The organism is Mesorhizobium sp. C089B (assembly GCF_030323125.1).
Lineage (GTDB): Bacteria > Pseudomonadota > Alphaproteobacteria > Rhizobiales > Rhizobiaceae > Mesorhizobium.
In genome coordinates this window covers 2,541,374-2,560,109 of the sequence record NZ_CP100469.1, presented here as the reverse complement: position 1 = coordinate 2,560,109, position 18,736 = coordinate 2,541,374, and the positions used below count along the sequence as shown (strand labels likewise).

The 18,736-nt window shown below is 64.0% G+C and carries 15 protein-coding genes and 1 pseudogene; 8 read left to right on the top strand and 8 right to left on the bottom strand.

All coding sequences use genetic code 11. The features are described 5' to 3' along the window. The first annotated feature begins 70 nt into the window (after nucleotides 1–70). Complete coding sequence (locus tag NLY44_RS12855; RefSeq protein WP_023682254.1) at nucleotides 71–874, top strand: 3-methyl-2-oxobutanoate hydroxymethyltransferase; 804 nt, start codon at nucleotides 71–73, stop codon at nucleotides 872–874. Here NLY44_RS12855 and NLY44_RS12850 read toward each other — a convergent pair whose 3' ends face one another. Then, on the bottom strand, nucleotides 875–2,383 hold the full coding sequence (locus NLY44_RS12850) for an HAL/PAL/TAL family ammonia-lyase (protein ID WP_023714825.1): 1,509 nt from the start codon (nucleotides 2,381–2,383) through the stop codon (nucleotides 875–877). It lies immediately after the preceding gene. Then, nucleotides 2,380–3,381: an ornithine cyclodeaminase family protein gene (locus NLY44_RS12845; protein WP_023682252.1), complete on the bottom strand. Its 1,002-nt coding sequence runs from the start codon at nucleotides 3,379–3,381 to the stop codon at nucleotides 2,380–2,382. Before NLY44_RS12845 ends, NLY44_RS12850 begins: the two co-directional genes overlap by 4 nt. A 110-nt stretch (nucleotides 3,382–3,491) precedes the next feature. Between NLY44_RS12845 and NLY44_RS12840 the strand changes: the two are divergent. The 7 genes and pseudogenes from NLY44_RS12840 (at nucleotide 3,492) to NLY44_RS12810 (ending at nucleotide 12,663) form a co-directional block, all read left to right on the top strand. Further along, nucleotides 3,492–4,924, top strand: a pseudogene (locus NLY44_RS12840) (DHA2 family efflux MFS transporter permease subunit). 272 nt (nucleotides 4,925–5,196) lie between these two features. After that, nucleotides 5,197–6,183, top strand: coding sequence for an ABC transporter permease (locus NLY44_RS12835; protein ID WP_023682250.1), 987 nt, complete (start codon nucleotides 5,197–5,199; stop codon nucleotides 6,181–6,183). A gap of 60 nt (nucleotides 6,184–6,243) precedes the next feature. Beyond that, on the top strand, nucleotides 6,244–7,269 hold the full coding sequence (locus NLY44_RS12830; protein WP_023668177.1) for a sugar ABC transporter substrate-binding protein: 1,026 nt from the start codon (nucleotides 6,244–6,246) through the stop codon (nucleotides 7,267–7,269). Nucleotides 7,270–7,347: 78 nt separating this feature from the next. After that, nucleotides 7,348–9,471: an ABC transporter permease gene (locus NLY44_RS12825; RefSeq protein ID WP_023690776.1), complete on the top strand. Its 2,124-nt coding sequence runs from the start codon at nucleotides 7,348–7,350 to the stop codon at nucleotides 9,469–9,471. Further along, nucleotides 9,468–10,511, top strand: coding sequence for an SMP-30/gluconolactonase/LRE family protein (locus NLY44_RS12820; protein WP_023687941.1), 1,044 nt, complete (start codon nucleotides 9,468–9,470; stop codon nucleotides 10,509–10,511). The genes NLY44_RS12825 and NLY44_RS12820 overlap by 4 nt, the downstream gene beginning before the upstream one ends. Next, nucleotides 10,511–12,007: a sugar ABC transporter ATP-binding protein gene (locus tag NLY44_RS12815; RefSeq protein WP_023687942.1), complete on the top strand. Its 1,497-nt coding sequence runs from the start codon at nucleotides 10,511–10,513 to the stop codon at nucleotides 12,005–12,007. Before NLY44_RS12820 ends, NLY44_RS12815 begins: the two co-directional genes overlap by 1 nt. 248 nt (nucleotides 12,008–12,255) lie before the next feature. Continuing rightward, on the top strand, nucleotides 12,256–12,663 hold the full coding sequence (locus NLY44_RS12810; protein WP_023687943.1) for a carboxymuconolactone decarboxylase family protein: 408 nt from the start codon (nucleotides 12,256–12,258) through the stop codon (nucleotides 12,661–12,663). Nucleotides 12,664–12,708: 45 nt separating this feature from the next. On the opposite strand, the gene NLY44_RS12805 is transcribed toward NLY44_RS12810, so the two are convergent. The 6 genes from NLY44_RS12805 to NLY44_RS12780 all read right to left on the bottom strand — a co-directional run bounded on the left by NLY44_RS12805 (nucleotide 12,709) and on the right by NLY44_RS12780 (nucleotide 18,723). After that, nucleotides 12,709–13,596 carry an amidohydrolase family protein gene (locus NLY44_RS12805; RefSeq protein WP_023687944.1) on the bottom strand — a complete coding sequence of 296 codons (888 nt, stop codon included), beginning with the start codon at nucleotides 13,594–13,596 and terminating at the stop codon, nucleotides 12,709–12,711. Beyond that, on the bottom strand, nucleotides 13,596–14,732 hold the full coding sequence (locus NLY44_RS12800; RefSeq protein WP_023804918.1) for a vWA domain-containing protein: 1,137 nt from the start codon (nucleotides 14,730–14,732) through the stop codon (nucleotides 13,596–13,598). The genes NLY44_RS12805 and NLY44_RS12800 overlap by 1 nt, the downstream gene beginning before the upstream one ends. A 234-nt stretch (nucleotides 14,733–14,966) precedes the next feature. Then, nucleotides 14,967–15,848, bottom strand: a complete 882-nt coding sequence (locus tag NLY44_RS12795) for an AAA family ATPase (RefSeq protein ID WP_023687947.1) — start codon at nucleotides 15,846–15,848, stop codon at nucleotides 14,967–14,969. 7 nt (nucleotides 15,849–15,855) lie between these two features. Next, on the bottom strand, nucleotides 15,856–16,860 hold the full coding sequence (locus tag NLY44_RS12790) for a xanthine dehydrogenase family protein molybdopterin-binding subunit (protein ID WP_023804919.1): 1,005 nt from the start codon (nucleotides 16,858–16,860) through the stop codon (nucleotides 15,856–15,858). Between the two features lies 1 nt (nucleotide 16,861). After that, complete coding sequence (locus NLY44_RS12785) at nucleotides 16,862–18,229, bottom strand: xanthine dehydrogenase family protein molybdopterin-binding subunit (protein ID WP_023687949.1); 1,368 nt, start codon at nucleotides 18,227–18,229, stop codon at nucleotides 16,862–16,864. 11 nt (nucleotides 18,230–18,240) lie between these two features. Continuing rightward, complete coding sequence (locus tag NLY44_RS12780) at nucleotides 18,241–18,723, bottom strand: (2Fe-2S)-binding protein (protein ID WP_023673043.1); 483 nt, start codon at nucleotides 18,721–18,723, stop codon at nucleotides 18,241–18,243. Between the last annotated feature and the right edge of the window lie 13 nt (nucleotides 18,724–18,736).

The window sequence follows — 18,736 nt, the reverse complement described above, 5'->3', positions numbered from 1 at the left end:
CCTTCTATCCGGCCTGTTACGGGGCCGGTAAGGTGACCGGGAAAAGCAACCAGCCAACAGGGACATCCCGATGAGCCGAAAGAGACCGACCGTCGCCGATCTGCGCGCCATGAAGGGCAAGCGCCAGCTGACCATGCTGCGCGTCCTGACCATGGACGAGGCCGAGGCTGCCGAGCGGGCAGGGGTCGATATCGTCTCGGTGCCGCCCGAGCTGGTGCTCAACCCTGAGTATCGCGATGCGGCGCCCAGCCTGTTCACCATGCCGGGCGAGAATTTTTATGAGATCGGCACGGCGGACGATTTCCTGCGCTGGGCGTTCCGGCTCTACAAGGCCGGCGCCGACGCCGTTTATTGCAGCGCCGGTTTCGCCACCGTGAAGCGGCTCGCCGACGACGCGATCCCCGTCATCGGCCATGTCGGCCTCATTCCGTCCCGCGCCACCTGGACCGGCGGCTTCAAGGCCGTCGGCAAGACCGCCGACACCGCCATGCAGATTTTTGAGGCGGTCAAGCAGTATGAGGCCGTTGGAGCTCTCGGCGCCGAGATCGAAGTGGTGCCGATCGAGGTGGCGAAGGCGATCTCGGAACGGACCTCGCTGATCATGCTGTCGATGGGTGCGGGCACCGGCTGCGACGCGCAATATCTGTTTGCCGACGATATTCTTGGCCAGAACCGGGGCCACATGCCGCGTCATTCCAAGGTCTACCGCAACTTCGCCGCCGAGTACGATCGCCTGCAGGCGGAACGCGTCGCGGCGTTTTCCGAGTACGTTGCCGACGTCGATAGCGGCGCCTATCCGGAAGACAGGCATGTCGTGCGCATGGATCCGGCCGAGCTCAGCCTGTTCATGAAACGGGTGGACGCAAAGGGCTAACTACTCGGCCTCCTTGCCGATCATCGCTGCACCTTGCCATGTTCCGTCGGCGAGCATGGCATGGAGCACCTCGGCATCCGTTCCCAGCGGCCGGTCCTCCCTGAGCATCGCTACATGCGCGCGCACCGCGGTATGGACCGCTGCTGTGCCGGGCGCCAGCTTGAGACCGTCGCGCAGGTCCACGGCCTGTGCGGCGGCCATCAGTTCGAAGGCGATCAGCCGTCGCCACAGCGCGATCATCCCGGCGCATTTCGACACGGCAAGCGGCGTCTGCGTGGCGTGGTCCTCTACGCCTTCGGACACGGCCAGGAAATCCAGCATCACCGGATTGGCCTTGTGGCGGATGCCGGCCAGGATTGCCGTTGCGGTCTTTTGCAGCGGCACGAAACCGGCCGAGGCGCCGCCGACCGGCGACAAATATCTGGGCAGACCGTTGCGGCCGGAGCCGGCGAGCTGGATGAAGCGGGCAACGCTTGCCGCGGCACATTGCGCGATCGCCAGGCCGAGCGTCTCGAAGGCAAGCGCCAGCGATGCGGTGTGGAAATTGCCGGTCGACAGGACCAGCCCGTCATCGCCCAGCACCAGCGGATTGTCGGCGGCGGCATTGAGTTCGATCTCCAGCGCCAGCCGCGCCTGGTCGATCGCCTGGATCAGCGCGCCATGGATCGACGGCATGCAGCGGATCGACAGCGGGTCCTGCAAGGTGGTCGGCGTCGGCTCCTCGTCACGAGCAAGCAGGTCGCGCAGGCCCTTGGCCGCGAGTTGCTGGCAGGCTGCCGGCCGCGCCAGATGCAGGCGCGGATCGAGGATGGTGCGGTTGGCGCCAAACCCTTCCATGGTCAGCGCGCCGGCCTGCTGCTGTTGCGCAAAGGCCGACAGCGCGTCGGCCAGTACCAACGCGCCAGTGCCGGCTGATACCGCCGAGGCGTTGATCAGCGACAGGCCGTCTTTCGGCGCCAGGCTGATCGGAGCCAACCGCGCCATCATCAACGCCTTGGCCGCCGGCATGCGCCGACCCTGATAGTCAGCTTCGCCGTCGCCGGTCAGCAGACGGGCGAGCGCCGCCATCAGCACGAGATCGCCGGCGCCGATCGAGCCCAACTGCGGCATTACCGGATGCACGCCTGCATTGAGCGCATCGACAAGGGCGGTGAAAGCCGCCGGCGAAATGCCGGAGCCGCCGACTGCCAGCATCGCTGCGCGCGCAAGCATGGTCGCCCGCACCGCCTCTTGGGGCAACGGTTCGCCGACAGCGCCGCTTCGCCCTTCCAGCAACTGGCGCTGGAAGGCGCTGGCATCGCCCTCGACCGATGTGCCGAGATTGGCGCCGAGCCCGGTGTTGAGCCCATAGATTTGCTGACCGGACGCGGCGACCTGATCGAGCACTTTTCGCGCTTTGTCGAGCCTCTCGATGACAGCAGGCTCAACCTCCACCTTGCGGCCGGCGCGGGCGACCGCCGCGACATCCTCGACGCTGACGCCGGCGCCGGTGAGGACGAGCGCGCTCATGCGAAGCGCAGCCTCTGGCCGATGCCTTTATCAGCAGCCTTGGCCAGCATCGCCTTGCCCAGCGCAATGTCGGACAGCGACAGGCCGCGATGCCAGAACAGGATCGTCTCGTCGTCGCTCTGGCGTCCCGGCTTGAGACCGGCAGCGATCTGGCCGAGCTCGGCGTGCAGCGTCGCTTCGCTCAGCCGCCCGGTCTCGACATGGGCGCGCAGCGAGCCGAACTTGCCGCCTTTGCACTGGCCCCAGTCGTCGACGACCATTTTCTGCATGATGTCGGTCAATGACAGCTCCACCGCGCTCATCGTACCATAGGGCACGACCAGCGCACCGGGCTTGATCCATTCGGTCTTGAGCAGCGGCTGCGGCTCCGGCAGCCGCGAGGCCTCGACGACGATGTCGGCGCCCTTGACGCAGCTCTCCCAGTCGGCGACCGCCGTGACGGTCTTGCCGAGATCGGCGGAGAGTTTGGCGGCGAAGCCGTCGCGGCTTTTCGGGCGGCGCGAATGAACGCGGATCTCGTCGAAGTCGAAGAGATGGTCGAGCAGGCGCACGTTCCAGTAGGCGGTGCCGCGCGCGCCGATATGGGCCAGCACCTTGGAATTCTTGCGCGCCAGATGCTTGGCGCCAATGGCGGTGACAGCGCCGGTGCGCATGTCGGTGATGACGGTGGCATCGAGAATGGCGCGCGGCGTGCCGGTGCGCGGATCGAACAGATTGAGGATGCCGAATTCCGAGGGCAGGCCGTGCAGATAATTGTCGACATAATCGCCGACGATCTTCACGCCGGCCGTATCGAGCGGCGCGACGTAGCCGCGCAGCACATTGAAGTGGCCGTGGAAGGAGGGATCGGGCTCGAGATGGACGCGGGGCTCTATCACCGTCTGGCCGTTGCCTTGCGCGACAAGCCCGGCTTCGACGGCGGCGATGATTTCGCCATCGCTCATCTCAAGGGCTTCGATATCGAGAGCATTGAGGTAGTCGATATAGATAGGCTTCATGCAATGTCCTTGGCCACCCCGCCCATCCATAACAGGCCGCGGCGCGACACGGAAGTTTGTTGGATAAGCTCTGGACTGGGCCAGCCATATGCTGTTCAACGCGGTTCGCCATGACTGCCGTTCCCGACACCGAGGCCTCCGCCGTAACCGCCAGCAATGCGCGGCGCGTGGCGCTGATCGTCGCCATCGCGTTTTTCATGCAGCTGCTGGATTCGACGATCATCTCGACCTCGCTGCCGCAGATGGGACAATCCTTCGGCGTGCCGGCGGTGGCGATGAGCATCGGCATCACCGCCTATATGCTGACCATGGCAGTGTTCGTGCCGCTGTCGGGCTGGCTTGCCGACCGCTTCGGCGCGCGCAACATCTTCCTGCTGGCGATCGTACTGTTCACGCTGGCCTCGCTGGCCTGCGGCTTCTCGCAGAGCCTTACCCAGTTCGTCGCGGCCCGTGTCGTGCAAGGCCTTGGCAGCGCGCTGATGACGCCGGTCGGGCGCATTCTGGTGCTGCGCAATGCGTCGAAATCGGAGCTGCTCAACGCCACGGCGCTGATCACCTGGCCGGCGTTGTTTGCGCCCGTGGTCGGGCCGGTGCTTGGCGGCTTCATCACAACCTATCTCTCCTGGCACTGAATTTCTTCATCAACATCCCGCTTGGGCTCGTCGGGCTGGCGCTGGTCGCGCGCTTCATTCCGGGCGACCGCGCGGCCGATCCCAAGCCGCTGGATTGGCCGGGGTTTTTCCTCACGTCGCTGGGGCTCGCGCTGCTGCTCTACGGCCTTGAGCGCATCGCACATCCGGAAGACGGCGCCTTGCCCGCCGTGCTGCTGGTTGCCGCCGGCATCGTCATCGGCTGGCTGGCGGTGCGGCATCTCCGGCGCGCGCCGCATCCGCTGCTCGATCTCAGCGCGTTCAGGGTGCAGACCTTCGCCATCTCGACGCTTGCCGCCGGCACCATTTTTCGCGTGGCGATCAACGCCACGCCGTTCCTTTTGCCGCTGCTGTTTCAGGTCGGCTTTGGCCTTTCGCCGGTCGATGCCGGCTTGATGATCCTGGCCTACTTCCTCGGCAATCTCGGCATGAAGACGGTGACGACGCCGACGCTGCGACGCTTTGGTTTTCGCACGGTCATGGTCGTCAACGGCCTGATCGCCTCGGCCTCGATCATGGCCTGCGCGGCGATCTCGCCCGAAACGCCGCAGGCGCTGGTAGTGATGCTGATGCTGATCGCCGGCCTGACGCGCTCGATGCAGTTCACGGCGCTGAATACTCTGGCCTTCGCCGACATCGATGCCGCGCAGCGCAACTCGGCGGCGACTTTGTCCTCCATGCTGCAGCAGATATCGATGCTGTTCGGCGTAGCGGTGGCGGCTGCCATCCTCAACCTGTCGCAGATCGTCAGGGGCCGGCCGGCGCTCGACCTCGTCGATTTTCGCATCGCCTTCCTGGTCATCGGCGCCATCGGGCTGGTGGCGGCGTTGCGGTTCCTCGTGCTGCCGCCCGGTGCAGGCGCCGAAGTTTCAGGCCACATGACCAGGACCTGAATTCGCGATTTTCGCCGCTCAGGCGGCAATTAATTCCGCCTTGTGCTTTCGCCTCAGAACGGCACCTTTGCGCATACGCGCAATGGCGCAACGGAATGCCAAAAGCGCAGCCTTTTCCTAGGATTGCGCCAGTTCTAGCAATCGGTGCGTCCACTGGAAGATTATCACTGCCAACGGGCGTTCCGAGCGCGGATTCATTTGACGAAGCGGCGCCGAGCCGATTAGCTTTCTTCGGAAGGGGTGGCAGAGCTGCCATCGGGGCGAATGCAGACATGAACACGATTGGCTGGCCAAATGTCAGGAGCCTGAATCAGGAAGGCATTGTCTTTGCCATCGCCGTGGTGCTGTTCGTCGCCGCTGCCATTGGGCTGCCTGGTTTCATCGCTGCCAACAATCTCGTTGCCATCATCCGCTCGGTGTCGGTGCTAGGCATTTTGGCGCTCGGCATGGCGGTCGTCATAATCGGCAGGGGCATCGACCTGTCGGCGGTGGCGATCATGGCGATGTCGGTCGCCTGGTATCTGCAATTGCTCAACGCCGGAACGCCTGATGGGCTCGCCTTCGCCTATGTGCTGGCAGGCGTGCTCGCCATCGGCCTGCTCAACGGTTTTCTCGTCGCCTATGCCGACGTGCCGGCGATCTTCGTGACGCTGGCGACCGGCTCCTTCGTCTTCGGCTATGTCCGCTCGCAACTGATCACACAGGATGCGGTGCCGGTGCCTCAGGGCCATTGGGTGGAGTTGCTCGGCGGCCTGCGTTTCCTCGACATTCCGATCGAAGTGTTCGTCTTCGCCGGGCTCGCCTTCCTGTTCTTCCTGTTCCTGCGCTACACCAAATGGGGCCGCTACATCTATTTCGCCGGCGACAATCCGGTCGCCGCGCGCAACATCGGCATTCCGGTGCGGCCAATGCTGGTGCTGCGTTATGTGGTTTCGGCCTTCGTCGCGCTGATCGCCGGCCTGCTGACGGCGTCGAGCCTGCACTCGATCAACACCCGCGTCGTCAACTCGACGCTGCTCTATGACATCGTGCTGGTGGCGGTGATCGGCGGCATCGGCCTTTCCGGCGGGCGGGGCGGGGTGCGCAATGTGCTGGTGGGCGCTGCACTTATCGGCATCCTGTCGAACGCGATGACCATCATCGACATTCCGCTGCTCTATCAAAACCTGATCAAGGCGGCGATCCTGCTCGGAGCCATCATCGTCGACGGCATCATCAATCCGCGTGACGAACAGACCGCGCAGCAGGGCGACATCTAAGGGGTACCCGACCGGGTCATGCCGACCGGCCGGCAATAAGTGAAAAACAGAGGATGTGACATGAAACTGATCAGAACACTGATGGCGGCCGCCACGGCGCTTGCCGCTACCGCCTTCGTCGCGCCGACCTTCGCCGCCGACGATCCGGGCCCGGCCGCATACGCGCAGGCGCTCAAGGGCAAGCGCGTCATGCTGGTGCCGCTGGCGATGGGCTTCGACCTTGCGCAGGGCTGGTCGCACTATCTGAAGACGGAAGTCGAGGCCTGGGGCGGCACCTTCGAAACACGCGATCCGAACTGGGTCGTCGATGCCGGTGCACAGGCGATCACCGACGCGATCTCGTCCGACACAAGGCCGGACGTGTTGATCATCCATGCGCCGGACCTCAACTCCTATTCCAAGCTGATGAAGAAGGCACAGGCCGCCGGAACCTACGTCATACTGGTCGACAACCCCGCCAACTTCCCGGCCGACGCCTTTGTCGGCAGCGACTGGGACCGGCTTGGCCAGCTCGAAGCCGAAGCGGCGATCAAGGGCTGCGGCGAGAACTCGTCGAAGAAGATCGGCCTTGTGCAGGGTGATCAGGCCAACTCGTCCAGTCTCTACCAGTATGCCGGCATCATGAAGGTGCTGGAGAAGCACCCCGACTTCAAAGTCGTGGCCAAGCCCGACTCCAACTGGGATCCGACGACGTCGCGCAACGTGACGACGACAATGCTGCAGCAGAACCCCGACATCTGCTCGATCATCGACTTCTGGGATGGTGACGCCACCGGCGCATCCGCCGCCATCCGCGACGCCAAGCTCGACGGCAAGGTCTTTTTGGTCACCACCGGCGGCGGCGAGAAGGCGGCCGATTGCGACAAGCTGCAGGACGGCACCTATGGCGCCGTTGTCATGACAGACCTTGCCCGCCAGTCCGGCGACATGAACGCTATCATCAAGTTCCTGCTGCAGAGCGGCCAGCCGGCCGGCACGTCGCACACCTACATCTACACGCTGGAGAAGGCTACGACCAAGGCCGACCTCAAGCCCGACAGCTGCTGGGACCTGAAGGCGCTGCAGGCCGAAGCGGCGGCGAAGTAAGCCGCGCTTTTCGACTGAAATAAACGAGGTGACTGGACAATCCGGTCACCTCGTTCCCTCATGGAATAGCAGCCGCCGATGTCCTTTCGCGAACGCCTCCAGTCCTGGCGCTACAATCTCGTGCCCGACCATCTGGTCGGCGAGATCCTGACAAAACGCTGGACCGACAACGCCATTCCGTTCCTGGCGCTGGTGGCGACGCTCAGCGTGTTCGGCTCGATCATTCCCGGCTTCTTCAAGCTGACCTCGCTGCAGGAATCGACCCGCCAGCTCGGCGAGTTCTCGATGGTAGTCACCGGCATGACGGTGGTGATGCTGGGCGGCGGCATCGACCTGTCCGTCGGCTCGATCTTCGCGCTGTCCTGTTTCTCCGCCGTCTATGTCTTCTTCATTCTCGAACAGTCTATCTGGCTGGCGCTGGCGGCATCGCTCGCCACCGGCCTGATCTTCGGCGCCGTCAACGGCTACCTCGTCGGCTACCTCAGGCTGCGCGCCTTCCTCACCACCCTGGTGACGTTCATCTTCGGCCGGGCGCTGTTCGATATTCTCGTCACCACCTATGCCGCCGACGTGCAGCTTTCCCAGGCGACATCGGATGTGCTCGACTTCATCGGCGACAGCACCTTCTGGGGGCTTTCGGTCTCGGTGTGGCTGGCGATCATTCTTGCCATCGTCACCCATATCGCGCTGACGCGCTCACGGCCGGGCTGGCATGTGCTGGCGGTCGGAGGCTCCAGGCGCTCGGCGCACAATGCCGGCATTCGCGTGCGCCGCACCGTGTTCATGACCTATGTCTTTTCCGGCTTCTGCGCCTCGATCGGCGGCTTCCTGATCGCTTGCCGCCTGAGTGGGGCAGGGCCGGGCACCGGCCTCAACCTTGAGATCATGGCGCTGACGGCGGCGGTGGTCGGCGGCGTCAGCTTGGGTGGTGGCCGCGGCTCGGTCATCAAGGGGCTGATGGGCGCCATCATCGTGCTGACCATGACCAACGGGCTGATCAGGCTGGGCTATGGCACCGGCACCAACCAGATGGTGCTGGGCATCATGCTGGCGGTGGCGGTGACGATCGACATCCGCTGGCTGAAGAACCGCCATAAGGTGCTCAACGAAGTCTATGTCGCGCCGGTCTATCTCAAGATGGGCGAGACACAGTCTGCGGTGCCGGGCTCAGGCACGCCCTACGCGCTCGACAACCGGCTGTCGGCGGCCGACCATATCGGGCTCGGCGAGTTGGAAGGGCCGGAAGACGTCATCCTCGACCGCGACGATCACCTCTATTGCGGCACGCGCCATGGCGAGATCGTCCGCTTCTTCGCGCCGGACTATATGAAATCGGAGGTGTTTGCCCATATCGGCGGCTTTCCGCTGGGCCTGGCCTTCGACAAATCGGGCAATCTGATCAGCTGCGTCGGCGCCATGGGGCTCTATTCCGTCTCGCCGGATCGGGATGTGAAACGCCTGTCGGCGGAGACGTCGCGTTCCTGGACCTCGATCGTCGACGATGCGCGGCTGCGCGACCCCAACGATTGCGACATCGCGCCGGACGGGCGGATCTATTTCACTGACTCCACCAAGCGCTATGACGCCCACGATTGGGCGCTGGACTCGATCGAGAACCGCGCCACCGGCCGGCTGCTGGTTTATGACCCGAAGGACGGTTCGACGAAGACACTGCTCGACGGCTACCGCTACACCAATGGCGTGTGCATGGCGCATGACGGGAAGTCGCTGTTCTTCGCTGAGAGCTGGGCCTGCCGTGTGCATCGATACTGGCTGGAAGGGCCGAAAGCAGGCACCGCCGAATGCGTCATCCGCGACATGCCGGGCTATCCCGACAACATCAACCGGGCGTCGGACGGCAATTACTGGATGGCATGGCTCGGCATGCGCACGCCGAGCTTCGACCTGTCGCTGCGCCATCCCGATATGCGCAAGCGCATGACGCGCCGGCTGCCGCAGGACGAGTGGCTGTTCCCCAACATCAACACCGGCGGCGTGGTGAAATTCAACGACAAGGGCGGCATTGTCGAGGCGATGGGCGACCTTACCGGCGGCGCGCATCCGATGGTCACCTCGATGCGCGAGCACAAGGGTTTCCTGTTCGTCGGCGGCATCCTTAACAACCGCATCGGCCGCTACAAGATTGCGGGCGCCGACCCGAACTGGACCAGTTCCGCTTCTTATTGGGGAGCGAAGCCATGATCCTCGATCCTATCTTGGACATGTTTCGCGGCAAGGCCGTCACCATCCCGCCGCTCGACGGCGCCTTCCGGCCCAACACGCGGCTCGATGATGCGCCGGTTTTTGCCGGACTGATCGAACCCGACAATCTGCTGGTTGCCGATGGCCGGCTGCTCGCTTCCAGCGGCAACGCCATCTATTCGCTTGCCGCAGGAGTGGAGCCGAAGGTTGTCGAGACCTTTCCTTCCCCCATCACTGCGCTGGCTCTATCACTGTCGGGAGAACTGACAGTCGGACTTGAGAGCGGCAAGCTGCTGGTCGCCGGCAAGGAGGTTTCGCTGCCGTCTGGCGTCAGCTGCATCACCGCGCTTGCCTATGCCGAGGACGACACGTTGTGGCTGGCCAATGGCTCGGCTGAGCATGCGCCGTCGCTATGGGCCGCCGACCTGATGAAGAAGGGCGCGTCCGGATCGCTTTGGAGGCGGGACGCAGCCGGCGGCGGGTTCCGCAAAGTGGCCGGCGAGATCGCCTTTCCCTATGGGCTCCATCCCACGGGGCGGGATGTGCTGGTCAGCGAAAGCTGGCGTCACCAGCTCGTTCGCTTCGATGGTGCAACCGGTAGCCGCTCGACCGTGCTGACGCATCTGCCCGGCTATCCCGCGCGCCTTGCGCCGGCCGGCGATGGCGGCGCGTGGCTGGCCCTGTTCGCGCCGCGCAACCGGCTGATCGAATTCGTGCTGCAGGAAACGCATTACCGGCGCGACATGATCGACCAGGTGCCGCCGGCCTATTGGATCGCGCCGGCGCTGGCCTCCAACCGCAGCTTCCTCGAACCGCTGCAATGTGGCGGCATCCGCACCATGGGCATCCACAAGCCCTGGTCGCCGAGCCGCTCCTACGGGCTGGTGGTGAAGCTCGACCGGACCATGCAGCCGCAATTCAGCCTGCACAGCCGCGCCAACGGCACGCGCCACGGCATCTGCAGCGTGGCGGAGAAGGACGGACTTCTATTCATCGCCTCCAGGGGCGGCGATTATGTGCTCGACGCGGGAGGTTTCTGATGGAACCGATCGTGCGCCTGGAAAACGTCACCAAAAACTATCGCGGCGTGCCCGCGGTCAGACAAGTCAGCTTCGAACTGCGCAAGGGCGAAATCCACGCGCTGCTCGGCGAGAATGGCGCCGGAAAATCGACCCTGACCAAGATCATTGCCGGCGTCGTCGACGCCACTTCCGGCAAGATGTTCCACAAAGGCCGCGAGATCGCCTACGCCTCGCCGCATGCGGCGCTCGAGGCCGGCATCGCCATGGTGTTCCAGGAGACCAGCCTGGTGCCGTCGATGACAGTGGCGCAGAACCTCTATCTCGGCACCGAAAAGTTTCTCAACCGGCTGCGCGGCACCTACATTTCGGCGCAACAGTTTTTGCAATCGCTGAACTTCCCGGTCGACCCGAACGCCATGGTGGCAACGCTCGGCGCGGCCAAGCGTCAGATGGTCGAGATCGCGCGCGCCGTTCACCACAATGCCGAGATCATCATCTTCGACGAGCCGACGGCGACGCTGACGCCGGAGGAGAAGCGGCACTTTTTCGCACTGATCCGGCGGCTGAAGGCGAACGGCGTCTCGATCGTCTTCATCAGCCATGCATTGGAAGAGGCGCTGATGATCGCCGACCGCATCACAATCCTGCGCGATGGCGAACTGGTGATCACCGACGACACATCGGCCTTCGACCGCGACAAGATCGTCGCCGCCATGGTCGGGCGTACGCTGTCGGGACAGATCTACCGCCAGCGCGACGAGGCCAGGCTGCGCAAGGCCGGCAAGAAGGTGCTGTCGGTGCAGGACATTTCGATGAGCAATGTCGTGCGCAACACCTCCTTCTCGATCTTTCAGGCACAGATCACCGGTGTGTTCGGGCTGATCGGCTCCGGCCGCACCGAGACCTTCAAGATCGTCTCCGGCATCTACAAGCGCGATTTCCTGCGCGGCGGCGCCATCGAGCTGGACGACCGGCCGGTGCGCTATATCGTGCCGAGCGAAGCGGTCGCCGACGGCATCGTCTATGTTACCGAGGACCGCAAGAGCGAGGGCATTTTCGAGACGATGGGCGTTGCCGAGAACCTGTTCGGCGGGCTCCTGGCGGCGGGCCGCGAAAAGGCCTGGGTGATCAACCAGCAGGAGATGCGCACGCTTTCCGCTGAATGGACGAAGACGCTGAACATCAAGGCGATCAACGACAATGCCCGCGTGGTCGAGCTTTCCGGCGGCAACCAGCAGAAGGTGGTGATCGGCAAGGGGCTGGTGCAGCAGCCGCGTATCGTGATCTTCGACGAGCCGACGCGCGGCGTCGATGTCGGCGCCATCGCCGAGATCCACCAGATCATCAACCGGCTGGCCGACGAGGGGTTGGCCGTGGTGGTGATCTCGTCCTACCTGCCGGAAATCATGAACCTGTCGGATCGGATTCTGGTGTGCCGACAGGGGCGCATCGTGGAGGAGTTCTCGCCGGCGGAGGCGACGGAGGAGAAGATCATGTATGCGGCAGTGCACTAGGTTGCCGGTCGGTGTTTGACGGTGCGCATACGTCACCAATTGGCCAAGGCCTCAGCGCCTTCGTCATGCTCGGGTCTCCGCGACGGCGCTTCGCGCCTGCTTCGCCCCTGAATGACGAAGCTGAGATGCTTCGGCCAATCGCCATGGTTCTGTCAGCATCAAAAACTGAATCGGAATAGCCGGTTAGCCGCCCTTGCTCGAGACCTGATTCAACCACCTGATCCACCGATTCAACGAAAGGAAACGCCATGGCCGCCACAAAACTCCTCAGCGATGCCGAGGTCGAAAAAATCCCGGTTGCGAAGGCTGTGTTCGACGACATCCGCGCGACGCGCAAGTCGGACTTCGTCAACAATTTCTGGCGCGGGCTGGCCAACGATCCGGCCTTGCTGAAACGGACATGGGACCAGGTGAAAGTGGTGATGGCTACGGAAAGCGCCATCGATCCGCTGACCAAGGAGATGATCTACATCGCTGTGTCGACCGCCAATGGCTGCTCCTATTGCGTCCATTCGCACACGGCTGCGGCGCGGGCCAAAGGCTTGACCGATGCGCAGCATGGCGAGATGGTGTCGATCATCGGGCTGGCCGGGCAGACCAACCATCTGGTGACTGCGATGCAGATTCCGGTCGATCCTGAGTTTGAAGTGAAGTGAGGGGCGGCTTTCGCTTCTCCCCTGTGGGAGAATGGAAAGCGTGCGCTATGCCGGTCTGTAAACCTTCTCTGCTGTATTCCAAAAGATATCCGCTTCCGCCACCGGACCGTGCTTCGCCACGGCTGCACGATGCGCCTTGATCAGTTCGGCGTGGCTGGTCCAGAGCTTCTCTATCGGGAAGTTGGAGCCGAACATCAGGTGGTCAGCGCCCAGAATGTCGATCGCATTGTCGACGATGTAGGCAATCAACGCCGGATCGTTGCGGTGGGCGAAGGTGCCGAGGCCCGACAGCTTGGCGTAGAAGTTCGGCGCTGTTGATAGCGTACTCAGGCCGGCTTTCCAGGCCTCGGTGGTTTCCGGCTCCATGCCGGTCAGCATGCCGGCATGGGTGAGGATGAAGTTGATCTGCGGGTTCTCGCCGACCAGCGTCAGCCCGTCCTTCATCTGGGCAGGGAAAAGCTGCAGGTCGAAGGACAGGCCATAGTCTTTAAGCCGCGCGACATTGGCCCGCACCTTGGGGTCGATGACCTGATCGGCCGAGGCAGCGAAGCGGAAGGCCGGCGTCTCGTGCCAATGCAGCTGCATGCGCACGCCGCGCAGCAGCGGGTACTTTTTCAATCGATCGATCTGGGGCCGGACATCGTCGACAGTCATATCGGTATAGCCGACGATAGCGTGCGGCCAGCCGGTCTCGTCGGCAGTCTTCTGCAGGAAGGCGACTTCTTTTTCGAAATCCTCCTTGGCCCAGTTGGTCTGGACATAGACGGCCTTCTCGACACCTGCGCCTTGCTGATCGGCGAGAAATTCCTCGATCGGATAGTCGCGGCGGATCGGCTCGTAGGGGCCGAAAATGCGCGGCACCATCGGCCCGACCAGCCAGGGCTGATCCTGCTGGCGCCAGATGTGGAAATGCGCGTCGATGGCTTTCTGCATCACGATACCCTTTTCCAGATTGCGGACGCCGCCGTGGCCGGGCGGGCGAGCGACAGGATGAAATCGGTGAGACTCCCGAGCGACGAGCCGTCGATGAGATCGTCGAGATCGGGCAAGATGGCGCGCAACGCCGCCGTTGCCGGCTGGAAGCGCGGATCGCCGGCCAAAGGTGTGGCCAGCGACAGGCGAAAGGCGCGGGCGCTCAGGCGGCGTATCGCGGTCTCGAGATCGGCATGGTCGCCGCGCTCCAGCGCGTCCGACAGGATGATCACAGCAGCGCCGCGGGCGAAGGCTGAGAAACGGGGCACCGAGAGGAAGGCGAGCAGGGTCGGTCCCATGCGCGTGCCGCCGTCCCAGTCGTCTACGAGTGCCGCCGCTCGGGCGAGAGCCTGGTCGCGATCGCGGATACGCAGTGCGGACGTGATTCGGGTGAGCTGCGTGCCGAAGGTGAAGATTTCGGCACGGTCAGCACCTTGTACGGCGGCGTGAGCCAATTTGAGATAATCCGATGTATGCAGCTTCATCGAGCCGGAGACGTCGATCAGGATCAGCAGTTTGCGCGGCACCGTCTGGCGGCGGCGGAGCTGCGGCGAGGGGATATCGCCATCGGCGGTGACGATTTCCCTGAGCGAGCGGCGCAGATCGAGCTTGCCACGCGAATGGGTGCGCACGGTGCGGAATGAGCGGCGCGCGGGGAGGGCTGAAGCGAGCTTGCGGCGAAAGGCGGTCAGCCTGTCATCGTCACGCTGAAAATCGCGCGTGCTCAGTTGCTCCAGGCCCGACGACAGATCGCCGCCTTTCTCCTGGCGCGTGGTCTGTTTCTCCTCCTGGCGCGTGCCGTGATCGTCTTTGATGCGGGTTTCCTCGTCTTCCTCGCCTTCGATCGAGGGTTGGCCATCGCCATGGAAGTGATTGCGAAAATGCGCCTCGAATTCGCCGCGGCGATCGGGCGGGGGGGCAAGCGTTGCGAGCGCCGCCTCGCGGATGTCGGCCATCGAGCGGGGACCGAGCAGGGTGACCGCCTGCATGAAGCTGGAGACCTGCTCGGGGGCGACGGCAAAGGCGTGGCGGCGCAGCAGCCGGGCGAAGTGGAGGAAGGGCGCGGAGGCGAGAGGAAGGGTTCCCTGACGCATCATTCCTTCGCGCCCCCCTCTGTCCTGCCGGACATCTCCCCCACAAGGGGGGAGATCAGCAGCTTTGGCGCTTCGGTTCTTTCTGCGCCGCTGGAGATTGGCGAAAGCCAGGATGACGGCTGATCTCCCCCCTTGTGGGGGAGATGTCCGGCAGGACAGAGGGGGCGCTGTCCCGCCAGCGTTGCACAGTGCCCAGGTGAGGCCACCTCGCTATGAACGAGCTGTTGACCTCACACGTCACCCCAGCGCCTCCTCGACAATCTGGCCAAGCTCCGGCGCGATTGCGGACAAATCCTCCTCGTCCTTGATAAGCACACCGATGGCTCGGCGGAAGGCTTGCGGCCATGGGCTGCCGCCTTTCTCCAGTATGGTGGCGGCGTTGGCCCATTCGACGGCCTCGGAGATGCCGGGCGGCTTGGCCAGTGGCCGCGCGCGGATCGACTGCACGGCATTCGCCACGGCGCGCGCGGTGGTCTCGGCGACATTGCCGGCGCGCAGCATGATGATGGCGGCTTCGCGCTCGGCGTCGGGATAGCCGATCCAGTGATAGACGCAACGCCGACGCAGCGCCTCCGCCAGTTCGCGGGTTCGGTTCGAGGTCAGGATGACGATCGGCTGCGCCTCGGCGCGGACCGTGCCGCGCTCAGGAATGCTGATCTGGAAGTCGGAGAGGAATTCCAGCAGTAGCGCTTCGAATTCGTGGTCGGAGCGGTCGATCTCGTCGACCAGCAGCACGCGCTGCTCCGGCGCCCGCAGCACCTGCAGCAATGGCCGCGCGATCAGAAAGCGGTCGTCATAGATGTCGATCTCGTGCTCGCCGGCATGGCGGATGGCGAGCAACTGGCGCTGGTAGTTCCATTCATAGAGCGCGTGTGCTGCGTCGATGCCTTCATAGCATTGCAGCCGCACCAGATCGCGGCCCAGCAGCTGCGCGATCGCCTTGGCCGCTTCGGTCTTGCCGACGCCGGGCGCGCCTTCGAGCAGCAACGGCTTGCCCAGCCGTATGGCCAGGAAGATGGCGGTGGCCAGGCTGTCGTCGGCGAGATAACGCGAAGCGGCGAGACGGGATGCCACCGCCTCCGGTGAGGTCGCGACAGTCTCTGCGTTCGGCTCCTGCATGTCGTCCTCAGTTCGCCGCTTGCGCCTTCAGCGCGCGCAATATGCGCTCCGGCGTGATCGGCAGCGTGTCGATGCGCACGCCGACGGCGTCGAAGACGGCATTGGCAACCGCGGGGATCTGCGGGTTCGCGCACATTTCGCCTGGCCCTTTGGCACCGTAAGGACCATCCGCCGACGGCCGCTCCAGCACGATGATCTCGGTTTGGGCGAGATCGCCCGGTCCCGGCATCAGATACTGGTTGAAGTCGGTGCCGCCATGGTCGCGGTTGGGATAATAGGGCTCGGTCGTTTCGTAGAGCGCGTGGCTGATGCCCATCCAGGAACCGCCGACCAGTTGCTGCTCGACCATTTTCGGGTTCAGCGCGCGGCCGATCTCAAAGACGTTCTTGACGGTCAGCACCGTAACCTCGCCCGTCTCGTCATCGACCTCGACCTCGGCCACCGTGCAGGCATGGGCGTAGCAGGTCGACGGCTTCATCGCGCCGGTCTCTTTCTCCGGATAGGAGCGCGGGATCAGGAACATGCCGCGGCCTGAGATCGAGCGGCCACGCTTGAAATGAGCCGACAGCGCGACATCGAAGATCGAGATCGACTTTTGCGGCGCGCCCTTGACCAGAATGTTGCCCTCGCCATCAGTTTCGAGATCGGAGGCGTTCACCTCCAGCTCTTCCGCCGCCACTTCCAGCATCACCTGGCGCGCTTCCTTGGCCGCCTGGATGACGGCGTTGCCGGCGCGGTGGGTGCCGCGCGAGGCGAAGGTGCCCATGCAGTGCGGACCGGTGTCGGTGTCGGCGGTGTCGATGGTAACCCGGTCCGTCGGCACGCCGATGGTCTCGGCGCAGATCTGCGCCATGATCTGCTTCAAGCCCTGACCGAGATCGACGCTGGAAAGCGTCACCATGAAATTGCCGGTCGGCGTCGAATGCACCAGCGCCTGCGTCGGGTCGCCGCCAAGGTTCATGCCCGTCGGATAGTTGATCGCGGCGACGCCGCGTCCGCGCTTTAGCCCCATCTCAAGCTCCCTTCTTGTAGGAGGACATCGCCATATACTTCTCCGCCACAGGCCAGTTGGCGGCGCGCGACGCCTCCTGCATACACTCGATCAGCGCCGCTCCTTCGGTCGGCTGGCGATGCGCCTTCATGTCGCCATCGCGATAGGCGTTGATGAAGCGGAATTCGAGCGGGTCCATGCCGATCAGCCGCGCCAGCTTGTCCATCTGCACCTCAAGCGCGAAGTCGCCGATGGTGACGCCGAAGCCGCGCATCGCGGAGGAGGGTGTGCGGTTGGTGTAGACGCAGTAGGTGTCGATCCAGACATTGGGGATGGTGTAGGGGCCGGGATAGTGCGCGGCACCCTTCTGCGCCCCATAAGGCGAGTGGCGCGAATAGGCGCCGGCATCGGTATAGCCGGTCACCTTGCGCGCAACGATGCGGCCATCGTTCATCACGCCGTCCTTGATGATTATCTTTTCGGCGGCGCGGGGTGAGGAGATCTGCATCTCCTCTTCGCGGCTGTAGATGAAGGAGACGGGACGTCCTGTCAGCTTGGCGCCAAGAATGGCGATCGGCTCGACGATGACGTCGACCTTGCCGCCAAAGCCGCCGCCGACAGTGCCGCCGACGAAATGCAGTTTGGAGCCGGGCATCTGCAGGATGATCGACGCGTTGTCGAGGGTGAAGAACATCGCCTGGGTGTTGGTGTAGCAGGTGAAGCGGTCATTGCCTTCGGGCACCACGACGCAGCCCGTGGTCTCGGTCGGCGCATGCTCGATCGGCGAGGACTGGTAGCTCTGTTCCAGGATGTGGTCGGCGCCAGCGAAGCCCGCCTCGACATCGCCGAAGCGCACCTTGCGGCATTCGCCGCTGTCATAGAGGTAATAATTCTGGCCGTGATATTCGTTGACCAAAGGCGCGCCGGGCTTCAGCGCTTCTTCCATGTCGAAGACGGCCGGCAGCACCTCATAATCGACCTTGACCTTGGCTGCCGCTTCCTGAGCCGCGCGCTCGGTCTCGGCCAGCACCGCCACCACGGCCTCGCCCTTCCAGCGCACCTTGCCGTCGGCCAGCACCGTTTCGTCTTCCGGTCCGACCTGGATCAGGATCAGGATGGTGTAGACATTGTGCGGCACATCCTTGGCGGTGAGGATTTTCACCACGCCGGGATGCTTCTCCGCTTCGGAAGTGTCGATCGAACGGATGCGGGCATGGTGGTGCGGACTGCGCACCATTTTCAGGTGAAGCATATTCGGGAAGTTGCGGTCGGCGAAATAGGCGGTCTTGCCCGTCACATGTCCCGGCGAATCCAGCCGAGGCCGCCCATGGCCGATCTCGTGCAGGCCGTCCTTGCGCTGATCGGCGAAATAGTTTTTGCGCAGTTCCATTCTTTTGGTCCTTAGGCCGCGTTCTGCGAATTGGCTCGGGCCGCGGTCAGCACCGCCTGGATGATCGGCTCGTAGCCGGTGCAGCGGCAGATATTGCCGGACAGCGCCTCGACCACATCCTCGCGGCTCGGATTGGGCGTGTGGTCAAGCAGCACCTTGGCGGCCATGATCATGCCCGGCGTGCAGAAGCCGCATTGTGTGGCGAAGGCGTCGAGGAAGGCACGCTGCAGCGGATGCAGGACGCCGGCCTCAGCGAGGCCCGATGTGGTGCGAATGTCGGCGCCGCCGCAGGTCTCGGCCAGCGTCAGGCAAGAGAGCCGGAGTTCGCCGTCGATGATGACCGAACAGGCGCCGCAGGTGCCCTGGTGGCAGCCGCCCTTGGGCGAGGTGTCGCCGATCTTGTCGCGCAGCGCGTGCAGCAGCGTCGTGCCGCTGTCGACAAATTCGGCCTTCTCCGAGCCGTTGAGCGTGAACTGAACCGGAACCTTTGCCATGTTTTCCTCCCAG

Coding starts and splice junctions, on each gene's coding strand:
- NLY44_RS12805 (WP_023687944.1), bottom strand. CDS start 13,596: ATGCAGAAAGCCATCGACGCGCATTTCCACATCTGGCGCCAGCAGGAT.
- NLY44_RS12810 (WP_023687943.1), top strand. CDS start 12,256: ATGGCCGCCACAAAACTCCTCAGCGATGCCGAGGTCGAAAAAATCCCG.
- NLY44_RS12815 (WP_023687942.1), top strand. CDS start 10,511: ATGGAACCGATCGTGCGCCTGGAAAACGTCACCAAAAACTATCGCGGC.
- NLY44_RS12795 (WP_023687947.1), bottom strand. CDS start 15,848: ATGCAGGAGCCGAACGCAGAGACTGTCGCGACCTCACCGGAGGCGGTG.
- NLY44_RS12800 (WP_023804918.1), bottom strand. CDS start 14,732: ATGATGCGTCAGGGAACCCTTCCTCTCGCCTCCGCGCCCTTCCTCCAC.
- NLY44_RS12785 (WP_023687949.1), bottom strand. CDS start 18,229: ATGGAACTGCGCAAAAACTATTTCGCCGATCAGCGCAAGGACGGCCTG.
- NLY44_RS12790 (WP_023804919.1), bottom strand. CDS start 16,860: ATGGGGCTAAAGCGCGGACGCGGCGTCGCCGCGATCAACTATCCGACG.
- NLY44_RS12820 (WP_023687941.1), top strand. CDS start 9,468: ATGATCCTCGATCCTATCTTGGACATGTTTCGCGGCAAGGCCGTCACC.
- NLY44_RS12845 (WP_023682252.1), bottom strand. CDS start 3,381: ATGAAGCCTATCTATATCGACTACCTCAATGCTCTCGATATCGAAGCC.
- NLY44_RS12780 (WP_023673043.1), bottom strand. CDS start 18,723: ATGGCAAAGGTTCCGGTTCAGTTCACGCTCAACGGCTCGGAGAAGGCC.
- NLY44_RS12835 (WP_023682250.1), top strand. CDS start 5,197: ATGAACACGATTGGCTGGCCAAATGTCAGGAGCCTGAATCAGGAAGGC.
- NLY44_RS12825 (WP_023690776.1), top strand. CDS start 7,348: ATGTCCTTTCGCGAACGCCTCCAGTCCTGGCGCTACAATCTCGTGCCC.
- NLY44_RS12855 (WP_023682254.1), top strand. CDS start 71: ATGAGCCGAAAGAGACCGACCGTCGCCGATCTGCGCGCCATGAAGGGC.
- NLY44_RS12850 (WP_023714825.1), bottom strand. CDS start 2,383: ATGAGCGCGCTCGTCCTCACCGGCGCCGGCGTCAGCGTCGAGGATGTC.
- NLY44_RS12830 (WP_023668177.1), top strand. CDS start 6,244: ATGAAACTGATCAGAACACTGATGGCGGCCGCCACGGCGCTTGCCGCT.